The sequence below is a fragment of the Actinotignum inguinis genome, assembly GCF_051265835.1.
In the GTDB taxonomy this organism is placed as follows: Bacteria; Actinomycetota; Actinomycetes; order Actinomycetales; family Actinomycetaceae; genus Actinotignum; species Actinotignum timonense.
The window spans coordinates 38069-61970 of record NZ_JBOZDP010000004.1 but is presented as its reverse complement, the minus strand read 5'-3'; the positions used below and the strand labels follow the sequence as shown (position 1 = coordinate 61970).

At 65.3% G+C, this 23902-nt stretch carries 16 protein-coding genes and 3 tRNA genes; 17 read left to right on the top strand and 2 right to left on the bottom strand.

Annotated features, from left to right (window positions below):
* Positions 1–11: 11 nt before the first annotated feature.
* Complete coding sequence (locus tag ACRQFC_RS03780; RefSeq protein WP_284883097.1) at positions 12–3026, top strand: glycosyltransferase family 2 protein; 3015 nt, start codon at positions 12–14, stop codon at positions 3024–3026.
* Positions 3026–4405, top strand: a complete 1380-nt coding sequence (locus ACRQFC_RS03775; RefSeq protein WP_435734642.1) for a DUF5719 family protein — start codon at positions 3026–3028, stop codon at positions 4403–4405. Before ACRQFC_RS03780 ends, ACRQFC_RS03775 begins: the two co-directional genes overlap by 1 nt.
* Positions 4406–4522: 117 nt before the next feature.
* Here ACRQFC_RS03775 and ACRQFC_RS03770 read toward each other — a convergent pair whose 3' ends face one another.
* Complete coding sequence (locus ACRQFC_RS03770) at positions 4523–4960, bottom strand: metallopeptidase family protein (protein ID WP_284909390.1); 438 nt, start codon at positions 4958–4960, stop codon at positions 4523–4525.
* Positions 4961–4996: 36 nt separating this feature from the next.
* Between ACRQFC_RS03770 and ACRQFC_RS03765 the strand changes: the two genes are divergently transcribed.
* The 13 genes from ACRQFC_RS03765 (at position 4997) to ACRQFC_RS03705 (ending at position 17327) form a co-directional block, all read left to right on the top strand.
* A complete protein-coding gene (locus tag ACRQFC_RS03765) occupies positions 4997–5386 on the top strand; it encodes a DUF3499 domain-containing protein (RefSeq protein ID WP_284883100.1) in 390 nt (129 codons plus the stop codon).
* A 93-nt stretch (positions 5387–5479) separates the two neighbouring features.
* Positions 5480–6163: an MtrAB system response regulator MtrA gene (gene mtrA, locus ACRQFC_RS03760; protein ID WP_026428307.1), complete on the top strand. Its 684-nt coding sequence runs from the start codon at positions 5480–5482 to the stop codon at positions 6161–6163.
* On the top strand, positions 6160–8052 hold the full coding sequence (mtrB, locus tag ACRQFC_RS03755) for an MtrAB system histidine kinase MtrB (protein ID WP_284883102.1): 1893 nt from the start codon (positions 6160–6162) through the stop codon (positions 8050–8052). Before mtrA ends, mtrB begins: the two co-directional genes overlap by 4 nt.
* Positions 8049–9770, top strand: coding sequence for an LpqB family beta-propeller domain-containing protein (locus tag ACRQFC_RS03750; RefSeq protein ID WP_284883103.1), 1722 nt, complete (start codon positions 8049–8051; stop codon positions 9768–9770). The genes mtrB and ACRQFC_RS03750 overlap by 4 nt, the downstream gene beginning before the upstream one ends.
* A gap of 169 nt (positions 9771–9939) precedes the next feature.
* Positions 9940–10890, top strand: coding sequence for a ComF family protein (locus tag ACRQFC_RS03745; RefSeq protein WP_145989742.1), 951 nt, complete (start codon positions 9940–9942; stop codon positions 10888–10890).
* A gap of 186 nt (positions 10891–11076) precedes the next feature.
* The gene (gene hpf, locus ACRQFC_RS03740) at positions 11077–11730 is read left to right on the top strand and encodes a ribosome hibernation-promoting factor, HPF/YfiA family (protein ID WP_087070522.1); all 654 of its coding nucleotides are present in this window, start codon (positions 11077–11079) and stop codon (positions 11728–11730) included.
* Between the two features lie 493 nt (positions 11731–12223).
* Positions 12224–13645, top strand: a complete 1422-nt coding sequence (locus ACRQFC_RS03735; RefSeq protein WP_284896431.1) for an FAD-dependent oxidoreductase — start codon at positions 12224–12226, stop codon at positions 13643–13645.
* Positions 13646–13690: 45 nt separating this feature from the next.
* Entirely contained in the window at positions 13691–14740 is a 1050-nt protein-coding gene (lplB, locus tag ACRQFC_RS03730) for a lipoate-protein ligase small subunit (protein ID WP_284896430.1), read from the top strand.
* Between the two features lie 315 nt (positions 14741–15055).
* A tRNA-Tyr gene (locus tag ACRQFC_RS03725) sits at positions 15056–15137 on the top strand.
* Positions 15138–15234: 97 nt separating this feature from the next.
* Positions 15235–15307 (top strand) — tRNA-Thr (locus ACRQFC_RS03720).
* A gap of 27 nt (positions 15308–15334) precedes the next feature.
* Positions 15335–15408 (top strand) — tRNA-Met (locus ACRQFC_RS03715).
* A 39-nt stretch (positions 15409–15447) separates the two neighbouring features.
* Positions 15448–15618, top strand: a complete 171-nt coding sequence (gene rpmG, locus ACRQFC_RS03710) for a 50S ribosomal protein L33 (protein ID WP_016443127.1) — start codon at positions 15448–15450, stop codon at positions 15616–15618.
* A 542-nt stretch (positions 15619–16160) separates the two neighbouring features.
* Positions 16161–17327, top strand: coding sequence for a UDP-N-acetylmuramate dehydrogenase (locus ACRQFC_RS03705; RefSeq protein WP_284896429.1), 1167 nt, complete (start codon positions 16161–16163; stop codon positions 17325–17327).
* A gap of 16 nt (positions 17328–17343) precedes the next feature.
* Here ACRQFC_RS03705 and ACRQFC_RS03700 read toward each other — a convergent pair whose 3' ends face one another.
* Positions 17344–18363: an adenosine deaminase gene (locus ACRQFC_RS03700; protein WP_284896428.1), complete on the bottom strand. Its 1020-nt coding sequence runs from the start codon at positions 18361–18363 to the stop codon at positions 17344–17346.
* 80 nt (positions 18364–18443) lie between these two features.
* On the opposite strand from ACRQFC_RS03700, the gene ACRQFC_RS03695 reads away from it, so the two are divergent.
* Positions 18444–19748: a phosphotransferase gene (locus ACRQFC_RS03695; protein WP_284896427.1), complete on the top strand. Its 1305-nt coding sequence runs from the start codon at positions 18444–18446 to the stop codon at positions 19746–19748.
* A 196-nt stretch (positions 19749–19944) separates the two neighbouring features.
* Positions 19945–23721 (top strand): alkaline phosphatase, encoded by a 3777-nt coding sequence (phoA, locus tag ACRQFC_RS03690; protein WP_284896426.1) that lies wholly within the window; start codon positions 19945–19947, stop codon positions 23719–23721.
* The last annotated feature ends 181 nt before the right edge of the window (positions 23722–23902 follow it).

The window sequence follows — 23902 nt, the reverse complement described above, 5'->3', positions numbered from 1 at the left end:
CATCAACAGCAATGCAGTTCAGAATTCGCGCTCTCGTTATCACCCGGCCGGGCTCCGCCTACCTGGAGGACACCCTCGCCGCGCTGGAATCCTCCACCCGAAAACCCGATGCCATCAGCGTGCTCACCGGAAAACTCGGGGTAGCTGTCAATGACGCGGTTGCCGCGGATGTCCGCGATTCAAGCAATGAACTACGCGGCACCGGTGAGTCCACCACGGCTAAATCGACTGCCGCGGAATCCACCACCGGCAGCTATGACGCCTACTGGATCCTGCACGACGATAGCGCCCCCGCCCCGGATGCCCTCGCGAAGCTCGCCCGCACCCTGGAAAACGCCGCCAATATCGGCGCGGTGGGTTGCAAACAGGTGGATTGGGCTGATCCGGGCGCCCTCCTGGAAGTCGGTATCCGCGCCACCCGCAGCGCGCGGCGAGTCCCGGAAGTCGCCCTCGATGACCGCGACGGTGGGCAGCTGGACGGACGCTCCGACGTGCTCGCGGTGGGAAGCGCCGGCATGCTCGTGCGCGCCAGTGCCCTGCGTGAGGTGGGCGGTTTTGATACCTGGCTGGGGCCCTTCGGAGATGGGCTTGAACTCTCGCGGCGGTTGCGCGGAGCGGGCTGGCGCGTCGTCGTTGAACCTTCCGCCACCGTGCGCCACGCGCGCGTCTCCCTCGGCAACGACGGCCGCGATTCTTTTGCGGCCCGCCGCGGCGCGCAACTCTACAACGCGGTGCTCGCCGCCCCCGCGCTGCTCGCACCCTTCCTGTTCCTCGGGTATGTGATGCTCGGCCCAGTGCGGGCACTGGTGCGGTTGCTGGGCAAAGAGGCACGGCTCGCGGACGGTGAGATACGCGGGGCCGCACGCCTGCTCGGGAGCCTTCCCGCGCTGATGCGGGCCCGGCGCCGGCGCCGGCGCACCGAAAAAAGCCGTGCCGGACTCGCGGCCCTCGAAGCGCGCGGGCGTGACGTGCGCGCGGCACGGCGCGAAATGACACGCAGCGAACGGGAGAAAATCCGTTTGGTGGCGCGCCCGAATCCGCTTGAAGAAGCAGAACGACGGCGCTGGCACCGGTCCACCGCACGTGCCCGGCGCACCGTCCTCCTCCTGACCGCCCTCGTGGCGGGAGTGGCGGCCTTCCCGCTGCTGCGCGGCGGGTACCTGAGCGGCGGGGCACTGCGCCCCGATGCCCTCACCGGCACCGAAGTGCTGCGCGCCAGCCTGCCCGGCTGGCTCGCGGTGGGGGACGGCAGCCCCGGGCGCATCGACGCGCTATGGACGCTGCTCTCCCCGCTCGCTCTGGCACTGCAGCCCTTCGGGGGAACCCTGGGGGACGCCGCGGTGCTCCTGCTCCTGTGCGCCCCCGTGCTGGCCGGCATGACGGCTTTCTGGGCGGCCCGCACCCTCACTTTCTCCCCGCATGTGCGCGCGGTGGCCGGCCTGGTGTGGGCCGGGGCCGGGCCCCTGGTGGGGGCGTTGAGCGCGGGCCACGTGGCCGGGGCGCTCGTCCATATACTTGTGCCGGTGCTCGCCGCCTCGGTGCTTTCCGTATGGCGCCTGCCCCGCACTCGCGACCGCATCGAATCCACCGCGGGCCTGGGCACCGCGGCGCTCGCCGGTATCTACCTGGCCGCGGCCGCCCCGGTCATGCTCGCCGTGCTTCTTCTCATTGCCCTGGTGGGGACACTGCGCTGGCGGCGCCTGCGCTGGCTGTGGGTGGTGATGCCCGCGGCCGTGGTGGTTATTCCCGGGCTTGAGGCTTCCTGGCGGCTGCTCTTTGCCACCCCGGGGGAGCCTTTCGCGGCCCGCCCGAGCACCCTCGACCTCCTCTCCTTCTTCCCGCTCGCCCAACCTGAGACCCTTCCGTGGCTCGGGGAAATTGCCCTCATCTGCGCGGCCTGCCTCGTGGTGATCGCGGTATTGGCCCTGGGCCGGGCGCGCAATTGGCAGCGCATCCGCGCCGGCTGGCTGATTGCCGCGGCCGGTTTCGCCTGGGCGATTGCCTCCACTCGCGTATCCGTGGCCCAGGTGTACGACGGCGCCACCGCACTCAGCGCGCCAGCCTGGAGCGGTATCGGCTTGAGCGTGGCGCTCGGCGGGCTGTGGATCGCGCTGGTGAGCGCCGGGGACGGCCTGCGCACCGATATGAGCGGCCGCTCCTTCGGGCTCTACCAGCTCTTCGGCCTGGGCTCGGTCGCGGTCCTGATCCTGACCGCCCTGGCCGGATCGGGCCTCTACCTCAGCCGGGCCCTCACCGGCACCACCGAGCTGCAGCAGGAAACCGGGAGGCCGGTGCCGGCCGCTGCCACCCTCGAAGCCTCCTCCCCGGATCGGGTGCGGGTCCTCGCCCTCTACCCGGCGGAGAACGGTATTCGCGCCGAGATCTGGCGCGGGCCGGGCCGCCAACTCACCGATAGCACCATGGCCGGCGCGCTCGCGGCCCTGGAAGGAACCTACTCCGGGGATGCCGCCGCGGCGGACGTGGCCAGCGCCGTCGCCGATATGAACGCCGGAAACCCGCGCGCCGCGGATATCCTGGCCGAACACGCTATCTCCTACGTGGTGATCCCCGCCCAGGCACCCCGGGCCGGGGAGCTCGCCCGCGCCCTGGGTTCCACCGGGCGTTTCGATATGATCAGCGCCACTGAGCAGCAACTTTCCTGGCGGCTCACCCGCAGCGAGGCGAGCGCCGTGGATGCCGCGCGCCTCACCCTGGACGGCAGCGCGCTACCCGCCGGGCGCTACAGCGTGGACACCGAACTACCCGCGAGCGCGGGCCGCAGCGGCGGAATTGTGCGCCTGGCCGAACGCCAGGACCCGCTGTGGGAAGCCCGCCTGGACGGCGAGCGCCTCCCCGCCTATAACGCCGGGTGGGCCCAAGCTTTTGAGATACCGGCCGGGAGCTCCGGGCGCCTGACGATTACCTATAACCGCACCGGGGACGCACTGGTGGCCGCCGCGCGGCTCCTCGCGGTGGCCGCGGCGCTCGTGGTGGCCATCCCGGTGCGTCGGAAGGTGGTGGAGTAATGGACCAGGTTCGCGATGAAGCCGAAGTGGGGCATGCCAGCGGGCGCGGGGCGCGCTGGCGCCACCTCACGGTGCGGGCCGGTAGTGCGCTTGCGGCGGCGGGAATCGCCGCCGCGGTAGCGGCGGCCGGCGTCGTTCTTCCCACCGGGGCGCCGCGCGCGGTAGAAGCCGAGGTGGCGAGCGCGGGAGAAGCCCCCACCCAGCTGCTGTGCGGGGGCGGATTCGAACAAACCATTTCCGCGGGCATGACCGTGGAGGGCACCCCCGGGGGGACCTCGGAAAATATCGCCACCCAGGTGCTGCTTTTCGGCACCGCGGATAAGGAAGCGCGCGCAGCGCTCCCCACCGGCACCATCCTCAGCGCCGATCCCGGCGAGGTTCTTTCCGGCGCGGTCGCCTACAGCGCCCAGGGCGGTAACGGGCGCGGCCTGGCCACGAATACCTGCGTGAGCGGGGCGGGAGACCTGTGGATCACCGCCTCGGCCACCAGCGTGGGGTACTCCAACCAGCTTCTCCTCACCAATCCGGGAGCCGCATCCATCACGGTGCGGGTGGACGGCCTGGGCGGGGCAGGGCCGCTCGGCACGGTGCGAGTGGCGGTACCCGGGCGCTCCACCGTGCGCCACACCCTGGACGGCTTGCTCGCCGAAGATTCCCGCCTCGCCTTCCACCTGAGCACCCAGGCTGGCACCTTCGGAGCCACCCTGCAAAACCAGCATATTTCTGGCACCAGCGGCGCCGGGGTGGACTTCGCGACCGGCGCCCCGGCCGCCACGGAATTGACCATTCCGGGAATCCCGGAGGGCTCCACCTTGCGCATCGCCAACCCCGGGGAGGCCACCACCTTCACGGTGCAGCTCACCGCAGAAGACGGCGCCACCCGCACCCTGCCCGGTGGGGAAGACGTGGAGATCGCCGCGAATTCCGTGATGGACCTCACCCTGGCCGGTATCGACCCGGGCACCTATGCGGTGCAGGTGCGCGGGGCGCAGCCCCTCGCCGCGGGCGTGCTACTGGGCGGTGGGGGAGATGCTGCGTGGGCCAGCCCGGTTGCCCCGGCCGCCCGCACCGCGGGAAGCTTCGGGCCCGGCCCGGCCCGCCTGGCCCTGGCCGGGCGCGGCCACGTTGACATCACCCCGGTGGGAGCCGACGGCGTGGACCTCGACCCCGTGGATGCTCAGGTGCGCGGATACGCCACGGTGGAGCTACCTGAGGCTGCCCGCGGCTACCGCATCGAGGCGGAAAACCCGGTGAGCGCCGCGGCGCTTATCCTCGCCCCGAACGGGGAAGCCGGCGGGGCCAGCGGAATTGATTGGGTGAGCGCGGTGGCCGACCAGCGCGAAGCACTCTCCGCCCGCGTCGCGGTGCGCCAGAACTAAAATCAGGGATGCGAGCCACCTAGGTGTGTGCGATACATAAAAGCGCACCACCGCGCCGCCGCGGGGCGCAGGAACGCAGGGACGCGGGCCGCAGCTGCGGCGTCGTACCCGAAAAAACTAGAATCCGCGCCGCAAAAAATCGATGTCTTCGGGGTGGCGGGAAATCGCCGCGGCGAGCTGCTCGGTAACAATATCGTGGATGACGATACGCGGGAAGGGGCTGGCCATCGCGGTGCGCATCACCGGCATCCGGTAAAACAGCAGCCGCGCCCGCACCGCGCCGCCGCGCTCGAAAGGCAGCAGGCGCGCGAGCGGCACGCCGTCCTCCCACGGCGAAGGATCGGAGGCCGGAACGTCCATCACCGCGAAATCAAGATCGCGCATGTCATCACCGAAATGGGCGCGGTAGGTGGCGAGTTCGGCGGCGATAATATCGTCGAATTTATCGGCGCGGGTGCGCCAAGCGGGCAGGGTGTAGGGGATCACCGGTCCTCGAATGCCCCGTCCGTGCCGATCACGGCGGCGGGGGCGAGGCTGGGAAGGAAAAGTGTCCATACCCCAAGGTTACACGGGCGTGCTAACGTCTAAGGCGTGAGTCCGTTGAGAAAGTGTTCCCGCACCACGTGCCAGCAGCCGGCCGTTGCCACGCTGACGTACCAGTACGCGGAAGCAACCGCCGTGATCGGGCCGCTCTCACCGGTGGCCTCCCCGGGCACCTTCGACCTGTGCGAAGCCCACGCCGAATCGGTGACCGTCCCGCGCGGCTGGCAGATGATCCGCTTGCGCACCGAATTTGAACCGGCCCCGCCCTCGGATACCGACCTCATGGCGCTCGCGGACGCCATCCGCGAAACCGCGACCCGCCAGCCACCCGAACCCACCCGCGCTACCCGGCGGGTGAGCCGCCCCTCCGATGTGGCAGTGCGCCCGCGCCTAAGCGTGGTGCGCAGTGAGGAACCGGAAACGCCGGAGGATAACTAGGGGTACGACGACGCATCTTCGGCCCCGGGCCCACCGCGCACGCCATTCGTGCGTTTTTCTGCACGATTGGCACGAACGTGAGAAAATGGCGCTATGACTATGCGCGTTCTTGTGGTCGATGACGATCCCGGTATCTCTGAAATGGTGGCGATCCTGCTGGAATCGGAAGGATACGCCGTGACGGTGTGTGCCACCGGCACCAATGCCCTGCCTATTTTCCGGGCGGAAACACCGGATATTGTGCTGCTGGACGTCATGCTGCCCGGGATGAGCGGGGTGGAAGTGGCCCGCCAGCTGCGCGAAGAAAGCGATGTGCCCATCATTATGATGAGCGCGCTCACCGATTCGGTGGATGTGGTGGCCGGCCTGGAGGCCGGGGCGGATGATTACGTCACCAAGCCTTTTGAGAACTCGGTGCTGCTGGCCCGCATTAAGGCGCGGCTGCGGCGTACCGAACCGGAAGCGGAAACCTTGCGGGTTGCCGATCTGGTTATCGATCCGCGCGCCCACCAGGTCACCCGCAACGGGGAGGATCTGCACCTGACACCCCTCGAATTCGAGCTGCTCACCACCCTGGCGCGCAAGCCCTACCAGGTGTTCTCCCGCGAAGAACTCCTGGAACAGGTATGGGGCTACCGCCACGATTCCACCGATACCCGCCTCGTTAACGTGCATATCCAGCGCCTGCGCTCCAAGGTGGAAAAGGACCCGGATAATCCCGAGGTGGTTATTACGGTGCGCGGGGTGGGCTACCGGGCGGGGGCAACCCAGGAGTGAGTCAATTTTCGCGGCGCGGCTATATTCATCGCAGCCTCGGGAGCATGGGGCGTGGCGCCCTCACCTCATTTTCACAATCGTGGCGCACCTCCCTCAACGCGCGGGTGGTTTCCGCAATTGTGGCCATCGGGGTGCTCACCAGTATCGTCACCGCGGTGATTGTTGCCAACCAAACGCGTTCGCAACTCTACGAGCGCGCGGTGAGCGCCGCCACCGAACAGTTCTACGGTGCCCGCTCCCAAGCCCAGTACGTTTTTGACTCCGCGAATGCCCAAACGTCCGGGGCGGTCCAGGAAATCGCCAACGCGCAGGTGCGCTCCCAATTTGAGCCGATCCGCGGGGTAGTGGGCACGGCCCTCATCCGCTCCCCGGGGCAGAATACCGGTAACTACCTGGTGGCGGATGTGGGGGCTCCCACCCCGGCAACCGTTATGGATGTGCTCACCCCCGAATTGCGCGAAGCCGTGCAAGAATCCTCCAGCCCGCAATGGCAGGCGGTGGCGATTGCTAAAGGGGAGGAATACACCCTTCCCGGGATTCTTATCGGCGCGACCGTGCGCCTGCCCAATGCCGGCATGTATGAGTTCTACACGCTCTATTCCCTGGAAAACGAAGAAGTGACGGTGGCCCAGGTTTCCCGGGTGCTGATGCTCGCCACCATCGCCCTGCTCACCATCGTGGCGGTGGCCACCGGGGTGCTCGTCAATGTGGTCTTGAAGCCGGTGCGGGCGGCGGCGGAAAATGCCCGCCAGCTGGCCGGCGGCGCTTTTGATGTGCGCATGGACGATCGCGGGGAAGACGAATTAGCCCAGCTCGGTTCCGCTTTCAACCAGATGGCCGAATCGCTCCAGGACCAATTCACCCGCCTCGAGCGGCTCTCCCAGGTGCAGCAGAATTTCGTATCCGCGGTCTCGCACGAATTACGCACCCCGGTTACCACGATCCGGATGGCCGGCCAGCTCATTTACGATAAGCGTTCCGAACTTCCCTCCAGCCTGCGCCGTTCGGCTGAACTCCAGCATTCCCAACTTATTTCCCTGGACACCATGCTCTCCGATCTACTGGAGATTTCCCGTTTCGATGCGGGTTCGATGGTGCTGGAAACCAGCAAAATCGACGTCGTAGAAATTGTGCGGCGCGTGATCATCTCCCAGGCGCCCCTCATCGAAGCGAACGGGGTGCCCGTCACGCTCTCCGCGCGCGGGGAAACCGTGGCGAGCGTGGACTCGCGCCGCATCGAACGCATCGTGCGCAACCTCGTGGTGAACGCGGTGGAGCATGCCGAAGGCGGGCCCGTCAAAGTGCGGGTGGTTGGTTCGGATACCGCGGTGGCGGTGGAAGTATCCGACCGCGGTATCGGCCTGAGCCCCGAGCAGGCCTCCCATGTTTTCGACCGTTTCTGGCGCGCCGATACCTCCCGGGTCCGCAAATCCGGGGGAACTGGCCTGGGCCTGACCATCGCCCGCGAGGACGCCCTGCTCCACGAAGGGCGCCTGCAAGCCACCGGCGAATTGGGGGTGGGATCCACCTTCCTCCTCACCGTGCCCCGCACCCAAAAAGCGGCCTTCACCCCGCCGCTGCCCCTGCGGGTGGCGGCCGCGGAAGACTGGCAGGACAGCGGGGATATTCCCATCGAGATCGCGCGGGCGGATACCACCGGGTCCCTGCCCGCGGTGGGTACCACCGGCACGATTCCAGCTATTCGCGCAACTGCGGTAGCGCCGGTGGACGCAGGTAGCGGGGCCGCTGCGGCGTCGTCGCCGAAAAATGCGGTACCGGGCACGGGCGTTTCCGGTACGACGACGCACACTCAAAGCGCGCCCACCGGAACAATAGCGCCCACCGGTACGGCGGCGCCGACCGGGCCGGCGGGGAAGGAGGACGCATGAACACGCACGTGCTGAAGAAAGCGGGGCGGGGGCGTGCCCTTGCGGTGCTGCTCAGCGTGGTGATCTTGGCGCTGGCCGGCTGCGGGCGGCTGCCGCGCTCCGGGCCGGTCAATGAGGCGAGCGTGCCTCCCACCGAAGAAGCTGTTTTCGGCCTCACCCCGGCCGGCCCGGCCACCGGTGCCTCACCCGAAGAAGTGATCCGCGGTTTCCTGCTGGCCGGAAGCAGCGGGGCGGGCGACGATTACGCCACCGCCCGCCAATTCCTCACCAAAGAAGCCGGCCGCACCTGGAACCCGCGCTCCCAGGTGCGCGTCTACCCGAATTCTCAAAATATTTCCCCCACCCAACGCGAGGACGGCACCTACGTTATTTCGGTGACCGCGCAGGGAACCGTAGATACCGGCGGGCGCTACACCGAAGCCTCCACGGACGCCATCCACTCCACCACCTTCAAACTGGACCGCAATGCCAGCGGCGAATGGCGCATCGCGGAACTGGAAGACGGCATCATGATGACCGATAGCCTCTTCGCCTCCATGTACGTGCGCACCCCGCTGTATTTCATCGGTCCCGGCTCGGATACCATGGTGCCCGACCTGCGTTTCTACCCGCGGATGACCTTTATTTCCTCCACGATTGCCGGGCTGCTAGCCGGGCCCTCGCCTTGGCTTGCCGATGCGGTGCACTCGGAAATTCCTACCAGTTTGCGTATGGCCTCCAGCCCGAAACTGGAAAGCGGGGTGCTGACCTTGGATGTCACCGCGGAAATCTCCACCTTGAGCCGGGAATCCCAGGCGCGTGCCGTGCAGCAAATCCAGCGTTCCTTCACCGGCCAGAGCGTGGTGCCGGTGCATTCGGTGAATATTACGGTGTCCGGCGAGCCGCTCGATACCATCGCCATCGCTGACCTGCCCACGTATCCGTACGGGGCTTATGACCTCACGGTGCTGGAAAATAACCGGCCCTACAAGGTGGAAGAAGGCAAGACCCGCCCGGTCTTCAGCAGCGGGGTGTTCGACGATATCCACGTGGCGCGCATGGCCGGGAACTATTCCGATTCGGTGGCCTCCTACGCCCTGCTCACCGCCCAGCGCGATGCCCTGGTGCGGGTGGGAAGCGATGGTTTCCAGCCTTTCACGATGGTGCGCGGGGAACGCCTGGTGGAGCCCTCGTATGACTACTGGGGTTGGGTGTGGACTTCCGAAACCGATAATAAGGGTGTGGTGCTGGCCGCCGCCGATGACGGCCGGGTGCGCGAGTTGACCGCGCCGTTCCTCAAGGGGGCGCGGATTCGCGAGGTGCGGGCTTCGCGTGAGGGCGCGCGCCTGCTCATCGTGGCGCAGGTGGGGGATACCGTGCAGATGCTCATTGCTCCCATTCAGCGCGATGCCCGCCACGAGCCGACGGCGCTCGGCGACCCCCTGGAAGTGGGGCAACGCCTGGCGGATGTGAGCTCGGTGGCGTGGATTTCCAGTACTGATATCGCGGTGCTCGGGCGCGCCACCGCCGGTACCGACCCGCTGATTTTCGCGGTGCGGGTGGGCGGGCCCATGGAACGCCTCAACGTCACGCCCTATCCCGGTTCGGTGCGGCTGACCGCCGGGCGCGGGGAGCAATCCATCGTGGTCCTCACCGACCAGCAGGTGGTTGCCACTCGCGACGGCGGGGCGTGGCGCCCGGTCGCCACCGGCGTCACGGATATTGTGCTGCCGGGGTAGCTGGGTTTCTCGAGGCGCCGGGTGTTCGGGGAGCTGCGCTTTTCGCGGCGCCGGGCTTTCCGGGAGCTGGGTTTTCGAGGCGCTGTCCACAAGTTCCCAAACGTCGCGCGTATCCACAGGCCGTTTGCGGGTAGCTGCGTTTTCGGGGCACGTGCGGCACGCTGGAGCCATGTTTATTGGTACGACGCCGCTCCCGCCGCCCCGCGCCCCATTGGCACGTAACGGTGGTGTTACTGGTGTGCTGCGCTCCTGGGCCGGTGCTCTAGGCGACCTCGTCTTCCCGCGCTGGTGTGCCGGATGCGGGGCCTGGGATGCCACCCTGTGCCCGGCCTGCACCCGCGCGGTAGCCGGCAGCTGGCGCGGCGGGGAAGGCCGCGCACCCGCGCTCATGCAGATCCTCCCCAACGGCGATGAAGAAGCCCTCTTCCCGGTTTTCGCCCTGGGGGAATACGTCGGGGTACGCCGGCAAGCACTCCTCACCTGGAAACACGGGAACGACGCCGCACTCACCGCCCGCTTCGCCACTCTTTTTGCGCAGCGCTGCCGGCAGCTCGCTCCGCTCTGGGAGGGCACGGCGCTCAGCGTTATTCCCGCGCCCTCGGGCGCGGCTCGCCATCGGGCCGGGCGTTTCATTGCCGGGCACCTGGCGCAGGCCGCCGCGCGGGGGCTGGTTGCCGGGGGAGTAGATGCGCGGGCCGCACCGGTGCTCATCAGCGGGGAAAGCGCGGGTAGTGGGCTACTCGGCGGCATCCTGCGCGGTGAAGCACCTGGCGGCGGGGCACTCGGCGCGCTTCCGGCGCGGCTCCTGACCCGCGCAAAACACGCGGCGCAAGAAAAGCGGGCCCGGGCCGGGCAGCGCCACCTTGCCGGTCAGCGGGAGCGGGCCGCAAAAGGCCGCGGGATCCGGCTGAGCCCGGGCATCACCATTCCCGGGCGGGTCATTCTTATTGACGATGTTCTCACCACCGGATCTACCCTGGCCGGTTGCGCCCGAGCCATCGCGCAGGCGGGTGGGCACGTGGTTGCGGCATTGGTCCTAGCCCTCGCTCCGGATCCGCGTCCAGCGAACTCGCGCACAGCGTTATCGCTGCTCCAGCCCTTTCAGAATGTTGTGAACTGAACTACACTTAATGCTACGAAATAACGGTGCCGGCCGCGCTAGCGGGCGAAACGAGCAATGGTGAACGTTGAGCCGCATGCGTGCCGGGTGACCCAGGATAGGGGGTGGTGCCTCTCTTATCCGCGTGAGAAGCGGGCATTTTTTCAGCGGGCCGCGCGCCCGCCACTACATCCCAAGGAGGACACCGTGGAGATTATCGTCAAGGGTAGGAACACTGAAGTTTCGGACCGTTTCCGCAATCACATTGAAGAAAAAATCGCGAAGGTGGAACAGTTCGCTCCGCGCGCTCAGCGCGTTGAGGTAGAGGTGTCGAAGGAAAAGAACCCCGCCCAAGCGGATAACTCGAAAGTTATCGAAATCACGGTTATTGATAAGGGCCCGGTTATCCGGGCTGAGGCCTCAGCTGCTGATCAGTACAGCGCCCTCGATCTAGCATCCGGAAAGCTTTTTGAGCGGCTGCGCCGCTCGCGTGATCGTCGCAAGTCCCATCGGCGTGTGGTTGAGAAGGTGGGCGAACCGCTCACGCTCACCGCGGAGGAGCTCGCGGCAGAAGCGCAGGTGGAGCCCGCGCCCGAAGCCGAGGTGGAAGCAACGCATCCCACCCGCCCCGAAACTACCGGGGAAGCGGTAGAAACCCAGCTGGGGGATTCCCCGGTTGTGGTGCGCGATAAGCTCTACGAAGCCAATCCCATGTCCGTGGACCAGGCTCTCTACGAAATGGAAATGGTAGGCCACCCCTTCTACCTCTTCATCGACGAAGAAACGAAGCAGCCGTGCGCGGTCTACCTGCGCCACGGCTGGACCTACGGGATTATTCGTCTCGACACCACGGTGCACTAAAGACTGCACCCCGGTGTGGCCCGCGCCGCACCTGCCGCACTGAGTAGCGGGATAGCAGCGGAATACAAGCGGGCCAAAGCCACGAATACACACCAAGGCGAGGGACCGAGCATTATGCCCGGTCCCTCGCCCTGTGCTCGGCCCCGCGCCCTGTGCTCGGCCCCGCGCCCTATGCTCGGCCCCTCGCCCTATTTCCCAGATCGTAACTGACCATGCGCAGCCGCCTCCGAAAACAAAGTGCGCATAAGAGCACCGTTTTCACCCGGTTTCATGTTCCTTACGCGCACTTGACGGGGTTGACGGTTCGAAATGCGCACTCTGAGGAGGAGAGAGACCGGGTCGGATAACAAAGTGGTACTGGAGCTACAGCCAATCCCCGATTTTCTGTCGTGCAGTACCACTCTGTGTGGCTCGATGTTCCCCAGTACCACCCTGCCCGCCGTGCGCGCGGCTCGCTAAGATAGGGGAGGTGAACGCAGAAGGAGAGTTAGCCGTGACACATGCATCCCCCGCCCCCGAGCAAGCCACCCCGGAACGCCCCTATCGGGTAGCGGTGATCGGCGCGGGACCGGCCGGGATTTACGCCTCGGATATCCTCAGCAAATCCGATATCCCGGTCAGCATTGACCTTTTCGATAAGCTGCCCACTCCCTACGGCCTGGTCCGTTACGGGGTCGCGCCTGACCACCCGCGCATCGGCTCGATTATCAAAGCCCTCCACGCCATCCTCAAACGCGGCGATATTCGCTTCCTCGGAAATGTGAAAATCGGGGAAGACGTTCACATGTCCGAAATTCACGAGTTTTACGATGCCGTCGTCGTCGCCACCGGTGCCGATCAATCCGTACCCCTCACCGTCCCGGGCGCCGATCTTCCGGAAGTCTACGGGGCCGCGGATTTCGTTTCCTGGTACGACGGACACCCGGACGTGCCGCGCACCTGGCCCCTGAATGCCCGCAACGTGGCGGTTATCGGGGTGGGGAATGTGGCCCTCGATATTTCCCGCATCCTCGTGCGTTCCGCGGACGATCTGCGCGCCCGCACCGATATTCCGGAGAATGTGGAGCGCGGGCTGCGCGCCAACCCCGTCGAACACGTGCATATTTTCGGGCGGCGCGGCCCGGCCCAGGTGAAGTTCACCCCGCTTGAGCTACGCGAATTGAGCGAAGTAGCCGGGGTGGATATCCAGGTGTACCCCGAAGATTTCCAATATGATGCCGGCTCTCAGGAAGCCCTGGATTCCTCGAAGATGACCCGCCAGGTGGTGGATCTCCTCACGGATTGGGTCTTCAACGACCCGGAAGAAATGACCGCCCCGCGCCGGATCCACATCCACCTCATGCAAGCGCCGGTGGAAATCCTCGGCACGGATCACGTGACCGGAATCCGCATGGAACGCACCCAGCTCCAGGGGGATGGCACCGTTGCCGGCACCGGCGAAACCGTGGATTACCCGGTGGAAGCCGTCTATAGCGCTATCGGCTACGCCTCCGAACCGCTGGACGGGCTGCCCTGGGATCCCATCCACCGGGTCATCCCGAATGAGGAAGGTCGTATCGTCACTGATTCCGGGGAGACCATTCCCGGCTACTACGTGACCGGCTGGATCAAACGCGGTCCCGTGGGCCTGATCGGCTCCACGAAATCCGATGCGCGCCAAACCATCCGCCACCTCGTTGCCGACGCCCAAGCCGGCATCGCGCGCGCCACCGGGGACGGCTCGGGTGGGCGCGGGCTCCTCGACCTCCTCACCGAACGTGGCGTGAAATGGACCACTTGGGAAGGCTGGGAACTCCTGGAAGCTTTCGAGGAAAACCTCGGCGCCCAGCAGGGCCGCGCCCGCGTCAAGGTGGTTAATCGTGACACGATGACCGCGATTTCCCGCGGGGAGTCGCACGACGGCGCACTTCTCTAACCATCCGCTCATCCCTCACCTTCTGCGACAGAAAGAAGAACGCTTATGCACGGCGAATACAAGGAACTCGGCCAGAAAATGGCCATTGTTGACCTGGATGTGGTCGATAACAAACTCGCGAATGTTCGCCTCTCCGGTGATTTCTTCATCGAACCGGATAGCGCGCTGTGGCGCATCACCGATGCCATCGAGGGGCTGAGCGCGGATGCGTCCGCGGAAGATATTGCCCAGGCGGTGGAGGCGGCGGTGCTCCCCACCGATAACCTCTTCGGGCTGAGCCCGCGCGGGGTCGCGGTGGCGGTGCGCCGCGCCGTCGGCCACGCCCTGGCCTGGGAAGATATCGATTTCGAGGTCCTTCACACCCCGGTTATCCACCCGGTTCTCAATATGACCATGGATGAGACCCTCCCCGAAGCGGTGGCCCGCGGGGAACACAAGCCTTTCTTGCGTATCTGGGAATGGGACCGCCCGCTCGTGGTCATGGGCTCCTACCAGTCCTATTCCAATGAGATCAACCAGGACGGGGTGGATCGCCACGGGATTACCGTGGGCCGGCGCATTACCGGCGGGGGCACCATGTTCATGGAGCCGGGCAATTGCATCACGTATTCGCTGGTGGTGCCCACCGCGCTCGTGGACGGGATGTCTTTCCTGGAGTCCTATCCCTTCCTGGATGCTTGGGTGATCGAAGCCCTCGCGCGGGTGGGGGTGAAAGCCCACTACGTCCCCCTCAATGACATCGCTTCCGACCGCGGCAAAATCGGCGGCGCGGCCCAGAAGCATTTCGCGACCGGCTATATGGTTCATCACGTCACTCTCGCCTATGACATTGACGCGGACAAAATGATGGACGTGCTCAATATGGGCAGTGCGGGCAAAAAGAACCGCGGGCACCGCTCCGCGAACAAGCGCGTGGACCCCATGAAGAGCCAGACCGGGATGGAACGCGACGCCATTATCGAGGTATTCAAGGACGTGTTCACCCAGAAATACGGCGCGAGCCAGGGGCAGATCACCGCGGAGGATCTGCGCGTGGCCCAGGAACGCTACGAGGCGAAATTCTCCACGCCCGAATGGATTCACCGCCTGCCCTAAGTCCGGTTGCGGCGCGTGGGCGCGCACCGTTGTGTCGCGTGCGGGTGCGGTACCGGTGTGCATGCGTGCGTGCGCGTAAGCGTGTGTATGCGCGCTCCGGCACGTGCGTACGCACCCTTGCACGCGTAGGTACGACGGCGCAGCTAGCGGTCGGCGCGCTCGCCGGGCAGCCGGGGGAGTGGTGGTGGCCACGTTCCCGCCTCAAAAGTTGACAGTAACTTTCCTCCCTGGGTAATCTCATCTGGTGCCTTACGGAAGGGCGGCCACGAAGCCTTTCTTCCGCGGGGTAAAAAACACTTCTTCGGAAGTCATATTGGCGGGTTTCCCGAGCGGCCAAAGGGACCTGACTGTAAATCAGATGCGTTACGCTTCGTAGGTTCGAATCCTACACCCGCCACGAAATGTCGAAATGGTTGATCTGTTTCACATTTCTCGCACTGTTGGTTTTTCAGCGTGAATCGAGTAAGCTTGGTACTCGTTGCGAAATCGGCATCGCCCCGATAGCTCAGTCGGCAGAGCGTCTCCATGGTAAGGAGAAGGTCAAGAGTTCGATTCTCTTTCGGGGCTCCGTTGCCGCCTCATGCGGTGACATGAGGCGGGGTAGCTCAGATGGTCAGAGCGCACGACTCATAATCGTGAGGTCGCGGGTTCAATCCCCGCCCCCGCTACTGACTACCAGTAGGGCACAACCTTGAGGAGAAAAAGGAATGGCTAGCAAGTCTGCTGACGTGCGTCCCAAGATCACCCTCGCCTGCGAGGTGTGCAAGGAACGTAATTACATCACGAAGAAGAACCGCCGCAACGATCCGGATCGTCTGCAGCTGAAGAAGTACTGCTCGCGGTGCAATGCCTCCACGAACCATCGCGAAACCCGCTAATAGTGCGGTAGCGTGACGGTATCCCACCCGGGGTGAACCCTGGCCGGGATGCACAGCTCAAGGGAAGCCTGAACGGGCTTCCCTTTTTGCATATCTGATGGCCGCAGCTGCGCCGTCGTACCGGGTTAATAGACAAAAAGTGGGTCTAATGACGGCGTGTCGTTGGCTTGGATCCGGATCAGATCCGTACGAATCGGGTACACAAACGAAGTGCGAGGGAGAGCACCGTTTGTCCCCGATTTCGTGTCTCTAACGCGCACTATGGCGCCTACACGGCCCAGAAAGCGGCTCTGACGCCTCTGCCCACCCCGTGGCTGTGGCGCATGGCAGCCCGGACGGAACGAGTTTTCCGTCAAGGCATGTCACGCAACGGATGTCAAGGAAGCAAGCTTATTGAGGTGCCCGACCTCAATAAGGCCGACTTTTCGTTGGTATGACAGGGCAAACTCCCGGTATAAGACCCACCATTTGTCTATTAGCCCGTCGTACCAATCGCGCGCGCAGCGCATGCGCCGTCGCCGTGAAAGCCGTAGGCTAGAACAATGAGCTGTACTCTTCCCGAACCACCCGAACCGCATCACGTGAGCGCGCCGGTGCTCTCCACCCGGGCCCGCAGCGGAGCTACCACCCTCGCCGAACTCACCACCATCGGCGTGGGCGGAACCTTCACCGAACTCGTGGAAGCCACCACCGAAACCGAGGTGGTGGATACCGTACGCCGGGCGGACGCGGCCGGCACCCCGCTCCTCGTTATTGGGGGCGGCTCGAATATCCTGCCCGCGGATAGCCATTTTGACGGGATTGTGCTGCGCGATATGCGCTCCGGGATCGTGCTGGATTCGCTGGGCAGCTGCGAAGGTGCGAATTTTTCCGCGCTGCCGGGAACCCCGTGGGATGACCTCGTGGTTCACGCGATTTCCCAGGACTGGGGCGGTTTTGAAGCACTCTCCGGGATTCCCGGAACTGTTGGCGCGGCGCCGGTGCAAAATATCGGGGCCTACGGGCAGGAAGTCGCCGCGACCCTCGCGCGTCTCAAGGTCTACGACCGGCGCGAACAGCGCATCCGCACCCTGTTCCTCGCGGATATGCGCCTGGGGTACCGCACCTCAATCCTCAAAGAAACCATTGGGGAATACGGGCCGAGCCCGCGGTATATCGTCCTTGAGGTGACCTTCCAAACGAAGCTCTCCAATGTGTCCGATCCCATCGGCTACGCGCAGCTGGCCCGCCACCTCGGGGTGGAGCTCGGAGCGCGGGTGCCTTCGGAAACCGTGCGGGAGGCGGTGCTAGAGCTGCGCGCCGGTAAAGGCATGGTCCTCAATAATGCCGACCGCGATACGTATTCGTGCGGTTCTTTTTTCACCAACCCGGTGCTCACCACCGCGCAGGCGCAGCGGCTGCCGGAAGACGCCCCGCGTTACGAGGTGCACGACGCCGCGCACGCAACTCTGAGCGGCGGTGTTCCCGTCGTCGACGGGCTGGTCAAGACCTCAGCCGCGTGGTTGATTGAGCATGCCGGGTTCACCCGGGGCTACGGGCACGGCCCGGCGCGGCTCTCCTCCAAGCACACCCTGGCGCTCACCAATGCCGGGGGAGCCACCGGTGCGCAGCTGCGTGCCCTCGCCCGGGAAATCCAGGCGGGTGTGAAAGATGCCTTCGGGGTGGTGCTCCATCCCGAGCCGGTGGTGCTCGGCGGTTTAGGAGCGTAGCGCGCGGCCTGGAAGCCTAGTCCTCTTCTGCCAGCCAGGCATCAACCTCCGCGAGCCAGGCCCGCTTCGAGGAAGCGGAGGCGAAGGAAGCGCGGATGGAACGGCGGGCCAATTCGGCCAGCTCCGCATCGGAGAAGCCCTGCCGGCGTGCGATCTCATACTGGGCATTGAGGCGGGCCAGGAAGAGCAGCGGGTCATCGGCACCCAGGGCGATGATTGCCCCGGCATCGAAAAGGGTACGCAGGGGAACATCGTCATTTTCGCGGAATACCCCGAGCGACACATTCGAGGCGGGGCACACTTCCAGCGCGATTCCGCGTTCCACAATCTCGCCGATGAGGGCGCGATCCTCGGCGGCCCGCACCCCGTGGCCGAGCCGGTCCGGATTCAGGTGGGTGATGACCTCGCGCAGATGCTCGGGGCCGAGCAGCTCCCCACCGTGGGGAACCGAACGCAGGCCGGCCCGCTTGGCGATGCGGAAAGCCGCCTCGAATTCCGCGGTGCGCCCGCGCCGCTCATCATTGGAAAGCCCAAAACCCACCACCTCACCGGGAGCATCCCCGGCGTAGCGGGCGGCCAGGCGGGCTAGGGTGCGCGCATCGAGCGGGTGGCGGGTGCGCGAGGCCGCCACAATAACACCCACCTCCACCCCGGTATCCCGGGTGGCCGCTTTCGCTTCGTCCAAAACAATTTCGAGGGCCGGGGTGATACCGCCAACGTAAGGTGCGTAGGAGGTCGGGTCGATTTGAATTTCCAGGCGCCGCGATCCTTCCGCTCGGTCGGCCCGCGCTGCTTCGCGTACGATTCGCCGCATCGCTTCTTCAGATCGAACGACGGCGCGCGCGGCATCGTAGGCACGTTGGAATCGGAACCAGCCGCGCTGGTCCGCGGGTACCTGCATCGCCACGTTATCGGTGAGGTTCTCAGGCAGGCGCACCCCGGCGCTGCGGGCCATATCCACGAGACTGGGCACGCTCAACGAACCGGTGAAGTGCAGATGCACATGGGCTTTGGGAAGGGCAGCAAGGTCACGCACCCCTCCATCTTCCCACGCCGGCGGCGAGCGTGGCGCGTGCCCGCATTGTGCCACCGAGGTGGATGCGGCACTATTGTTCTATGGCTGCATCTTCGGAAAGCGCTGATTTAGCGCTGCTGACCGGCCCGGACGCCGGGTCGATGCTCGCCACCGCGCTTCCCGCTTGGCAGCTCATCTCCTGGGCGGTCCACCGCGTCAATCACCGCCCCGGGGCCGGCGTGACCGTGAGCTACACCGTGACGGCGCGCGCCCGCGGAGAAGGCGGGCGCCCCACTGGCCAAGCGCGCGAAAAATACGTATGTGCATCCACCGCGCAGCTCTCCCAAACTTTCACCCCCACCCTCGTGCGCCTCACCCACCGCGATACTGCCGTGTGGGTCTGGGAATATCCCCATGACCCCGAGCTTCCCGCGCTCCCGCTGGCCGTCACCCCGAGCCGAATGTCGGCATTCCTGGGAGAAAAAGTTGCGGTGGAGCTCAAAAGCTACCGGCCCACCAGGCGCGCCGTCGTCAAAGTCACCACCGGGGGCGGCGGCAGTGCCTTCGCGAAAGTGCTGCGCCCACCGGCCGCGCAGTCCCTGGCCAAACGCCATCGCATGCTCGGCCAAGCCGGGGTGCTCGCCCCGCGGGTGGTGCGCGAAGATCCGAGCGGCCTCGTTCTTATTTCCACCCTCCCGGGCGAGCCGCTAGCCAATTGGCTCGCCCGCGGGCTGGGGGAGGAGAGCGTCGCGCTTTTCGATACCCTGTGGAATCTGCAAGAAAGCCTGCCGGCCGCGGCCATCCACCTCACCCACCGGCCGGCCTGGGCTGATCGGGTGGGCCACTACGCGCACGCCGCCGCGGTAGCCCTCCCCGGAATCGCGGCTCGCGCCCACGCGGTGGCCAGTGGAGTCACGGAGATGATGGCCAGCCTCGATCCCGGGCCCATCGTGCCCGTGCACGGCGATTTTTACGAAGCCAATATTTTCGTGCAGCGCGGGTCCGCGGTAGGCGCGCCCGCACCAACGGGGCGCGCGGCGGGAAGCCCCACCGGCTGGAGTGCCGGCGTTATTGATGTGGATTCCCTCGGGCCGGGCTACCGCGCTGATGACTGGGCCTGCCTGCTCGGGCATATGAGCGTGCTACCCCACCTGGCCCCGGCCGCCTACCCGCACCTGCGTTCCATCCTGGGGCAGTGGTGTGCTTTGCTGGAACAGCGTTTACCTGCCGCACCCGTGTACGCGCGAGCAGCCGGGGTCACGCTCTCCCTCGTTGCCGGGGCAGCTCGCACCGACGGCACCCGCTGGGAACACGATGCCCTCGGGCGGCTGCGCGAAGCCGAATACTGGCTTTCCCGGGCGCGCTACCTGGCCGGATATGGAGGAAATGCCTACCCGCGGGGCTAGATGCGCTCCCGATACACCCGCTGCCCGGCGAGCGGCGTCGTCGTTAAAAACCCGGATTTTTCGTCACCTGACAGTGCCGCACCCACCACGCACAAACGATACTGTTCACCCGCTCGTTACATTGTGCTTGCTTTCCGGTAAATGAGTTAAGTGAACCTTAGAGGGCCCACGTTCTGTTAGAAGGGATAAAAGGACAATGGGATCCTCACATTTCACTGCCCGGCGCGCGGTGGCAGCAGCAGCTGTGGCCGCCGTCGGCTTCTCGGCGCTCGCGGGAGGTGCCGCTTCGGCGGAAAATACCACCTACCGCACCGCAAACGGGCCGGAAAACTGCGTTATTTTTGATTCGCAAGGAAACGTTATTCCGCCCAAACCTGGCGATTGCGCGCAATTCGGTAAGGCGGGTCAGGGGCGTTCCAACGCCAAGGCCCGCAACGTCATCCTCATTATTGGTGACGGCATGGGCCAGTCGGAAATCACCGCGGCCCGCAACTACCTCAAGGGCGCCTCGGGGCGTTTCGAAGGTATTGACGAACTCACCTCCGAAGGTATGTACACGCACCATTCCCTCTACAAGGATGGTGCTTTCAATTACGTGACTGATTCGGCCGCCTCGGGAACCGCCTGGGCCACCGGTACGAAGACGTACAACGGAGCCATCGGCGTGGATCTGGCCGGCAAGCCGGTGCAGAACCTCATCGAGCAGGCCAAGAACGCCGGGATGCGTACCGGCAACGTGACCACCTCCGATATTCAGGATGCCACCCCGGCCGTGATGGGTGCGCATTCCACCAGCCGCAGCTACTACGCTCCTTCCGGTAACTCGAAGCCGGCCAAGGGCGCGGACCTGCGTGAAAACGGCGGGCTCGGCTCCATCTCGGAGCAGATTGTGGATACCCGCGCGGACGTGACCCTGGGCGGCGGCGCAAAGTACTTCGACGCCATGGTGACCACCGCCTCCGGGAACACCAACCCCTTCCTCGAGGGTGCGGCCAAGTACAACACCCAGTGGGAAGCCAATAAGTCGGTTGTGGACAACGCCCGCGCGAATGATTTCCAGGTGGTGACCACCGCCGACGAGCTCGCGGGAATCACCAAGGCCAATCAGGATTCCCCGGTTCTCGGGCTGTTTGCGCCCTCGAATATGACCACGGCCTACAAGTCCTCCCAGGCGAAGGTCGGCGGGGCGAAGGCCGATCCGCTCACCTGCGAAAAGCAAGATATTGGCACCGAGCCTGAACTCGTGGATATGACCCGCAAGGCCATTGAACTTCTCGATGACCCGAGCGCGGAGAAGGGCTTCTTCCTCCAGGTCGAATCCGCCTCTATCGACAAGCGCGATCACGCTTCGGATGCCTGCGGGCAGATCGGGGAAACTGATCGCCTCGACCAGGCCACCAAGGTTGCCCTGGACTTCGCGAAGAAGGACGGGCAGACCCTCGTTATCGTGACCGCGGATCACTCGCATACCGCGCAGATTGTGTCCGACGGCGACGACCACGTGGGCCCCGTGACCCGCCTGACCACCGCCGATGGTTCGCCCATGTCCATCCTTTACGGCACTACGAAGGTAGCTGAGGATGGCACGAATGCCGGTTCCCAGCAGCACACCGGCGCGCAGCTGCGCGTGGCCGCCTACGGCCCCGGTGAAGAAAATGTGCTGGGCCAAACCGACCAGACCGATCTTTTCTACACCATCGGTAACGCACTCTCGCTCAACGCCGAAGCTTCCACCGCCGCCAGCGATGCCAATCTGGCCAAGCCGGTAGCCGGTGGGGCCAAGATGGCCATCGCCGTGGACGAAAACGGCAAGGTGACCGTGCCGGCCCCCGGTGATTTCGCCCAGTACGGCAAGGACGGCGAGCAGCGCTCGGACGCCAAGGCCAAGAACGTGGTGCTCTTCATCGGTGACGGGATGGGCGATTCGGAAATCACCTCCGCCCGCAACTACCTTTACGGGGCGAACGGGCGCCTGCCCGGTATCGATAACCTCGACTACACCGGGTCCTACACCCACTTCTCCATTGATCGCGACGGCGCCATCAACTACGTGACCGATTCGGCCGCTTCGGGTACCGCCTGGGCCACCGGCACCAAGACCTACAACGGCGCTATCGGCGTGGACCTGGCCCAGAAGCCCCAGGAGAATCTCCTGGAGAAGGCGAAGCGGGCCGGGCTCAAGACCGGTAATATCACCACCTCGGAAGTGCAGGATGCCACCCCGGCGGTCATGGGTGCTCACGTGACCAGCCGCTCGCATTACGCTCCCTCCGGGAACGCGAAGCCCGCCAAGGGTTCCGATCTGCGTGAAAACGGCGGGATGGGTTCGATTTCCGAACAGCTCGTGGATACTCGCGCGGACGTGACGATGGGCGGCGGCGCGAAGTACTTCGACGCCGAAGTTCAGGTGTCCGGTACCTGGGGTGAGACGACGCGGTGGACGGCCGGTAAGTCCGTGCTGGAAAACGCGCGCGATAATGACTTCCAGATTGTGACGACGGCGGAGCAGATGGCTGCCCTGACCGAAGCCAACCAGGATAAGCCGGTCCTCGGCCTCTTCACCCCGGGCAATATGCCGCGCATGTTCAACGAGTCGGTGCCTACCCCGGGCAAGCCGACAACCTACGAGACCTGCACGATTAACGAAGCCCGGACCGCCGATGTTCCCACTCTGGCGGCCATGACCCAAAAGTCCATGGATCTGCTCAAGAACGACGCCGGATTCTTCCTCCAGGTGGAAGCCGCCTCGATTGATAAGGCTGATCACGGGGCGGATGCCTGCGGTCAGATTGGCGAACTGGACGATTTGGACCAGGCCGTTGCGGTGGCGCAGCGCTGGGCCAAGGAGAATGGCGAACCCACTCTTATCCTCGTGACCGCCGATCACGCCCACACCTCGCAGATTGTGAGCGCGGGAAGCACGACCTCCGGTGTGAACACCATCCTCAAGACGGTGGATGGCGACTACATGCAGATGTCCTATAACACCGCGACCTCCAATGAAGTGGCGCGCGGCGGCCAGGGCCACACCGGTGCCCAGCTGCGTATCGCGGCCTCCGGCCCGGGTGCGGAAAACGTGATCGGGCGTACCGATCAGACCGACCTGCACTACACCGTGGCGAATGCGCTCGGCCTGGATAAGGAATCGCAGCCGGTGGTCAATCAGTTCGTGAAGGAAGGTGCCAAGCCGGATCCGAGTGTTGATCCGAGCGCTGACCCGAGCGTGAATCCGACTCCGGAACCGGGTACGGACCCGAGCGGTGATCCCACCGTCCCGGCCGAGCCGTCCGATAACGGCAACACCTTCTACGTATCCAATAACTGGACCGCCACCGTGGCCCAGGCGGTCTTCAGCTTCGGGCGCGCCGGCGATGACGTACTCGTGGGCGACTGGAACGGGGATGGCAAGGATAGCTTCGCGGTGCGCCGCGGCAACACCTTCTACGTCTCCGATACCCTCGCGGGCGGCAAGGCCCCCATCGAATTCTCCTACGGTAAGGCCGGTGACACCGTGCTCGTGGGCGACTGGGATGGCGATGGTAAGGACACCTTCGCGGTCCAGCGCGGCAACACCTTCTACGTGGCGAACTCCCTCAAGAGCGGGAACGCGGACGAGGTTATTAGCTACGGCCGCTACGGGGATACCCCGCTGGTCGGTGACTGGGATGGCGACGGCAAGGACACCTTCGCGGTACGCCGCGGCAATGTCATCTTCGTCAAGAACGCCATTGTTTCGGGTAACGCCGATACCCAGTTCTCCTACGGCAAGGCCGCGGATGAAATCTTCACCGGAGATTTCGACGGTAACGGCACCGATACCTTCGCGGTGCGCCGCGGCAACGCGCTGCTCGTGAAGAACTCCCTCAACGCCGGCCCGGCCGATCTCACGCTCCACTACGGGCGCGTGGCCGATGAGCTCTTCGTTGGCGACTGGGATGGTAACGGCACCGATACCCCGGCGGTGCGGCGCTAAGTACCGGCACTGTACGTCGGCACTATAAAATACGGCACTGCGCACCGGCGCTAAATACCGGCGCTCAGCTGCCTGAATAACGGGTCAAGCACTGTGGGCCGCGGCGGAAACGTCGCGGCCCACATGTGTTGGGAGGCTGCCGGATTGGCCATGTGGAGCACAGCCAGCCGGCTAGGCAGCT

What these genes read in the sequence shown, in the direction of transcription:
- ACRQFC_RS03780 (WP_284883097.1), top strand. Translation starts at nt 12, where the DNA reads ATGCAGTTCAGAATTCGCGCTCTCGTTATCACCCGGCCGGGCTCCGCC.
- ACRQFC_RS03775 (WP_435734642.1), top strand. Translation starts at nt 3,026, where the DNA reads ATGGACCAGGTTCGCGATGAAGCCGAAGTGGGGCATGCCAGCGGGCGC.
- ACRQFC_RS03770 (WP_284909390.1), bottom strand. Translation starts at nt 4,960, where the DNA reads ATGGACACTTTTCCTTCCCAGCCTCGCCCCCGCCGCCGTGATCGGCAC.
- mtrA (WP_026428307.1), top strand. Translation starts at nt 5,480, where the DNA reads ATGACTATGCGCGTTCTTGTGGTCGATGACGATCCCGGTATCTCTGAA.
- ACRQFC_RS03750 (WP_284883103.1), top strand. Translation starts at nt 8,049, where the DNA reads ATGAACACGCACGTGCTGAAGAAAGCGGGGCGGGGGCGTGCCCTTGCG.
- ACRQFC_RS03745 (WP_145989742.1), top strand. Translation starts at nt 9,940, where the DNA reads ATGTTTATTGGTACGACGCCGCTCCCGCCGCCCCGCGCCCCATTGGCA.
- lplB (WP_284896430.1), top strand. Translation starts at nt 13,691, where the DNA reads ATGCACGGCGAATACAAGGAACTCGGCCAGAAAATGGCCATTGTTGAC.
- rpmG (WP_016443127.1), top strand. Translation starts at nt 15,448, where the DNA reads ATGGCTAGCAAGTCTGCTGACGTGCGTCCCAAGATCACCCTCGCCTGC.
- ACRQFC_RS03705 (WP_284896429.1), top strand. Translation starts at nt 16,161, where the DNA reads ATGAGCTGTACTCTTCCCGAACCACCCGAACCGCATCACGTGAGCGCG.
- ACRQFC_RS03695 (WP_284896427.1), top strand. Translation starts at nt 18,444, where the DNA reads ATGGCTGCATCTTCGGAAAGCGCTGATTTAGCGCTGCTGACCGGCCCG.
- phoA (WP_284896426.1), top strand. Translation starts at nt 19,945, where the DNA reads ATGGGATCCTCACATTTCACTGCCCGGCGCGCGGTGGCAGCAGCAGCT.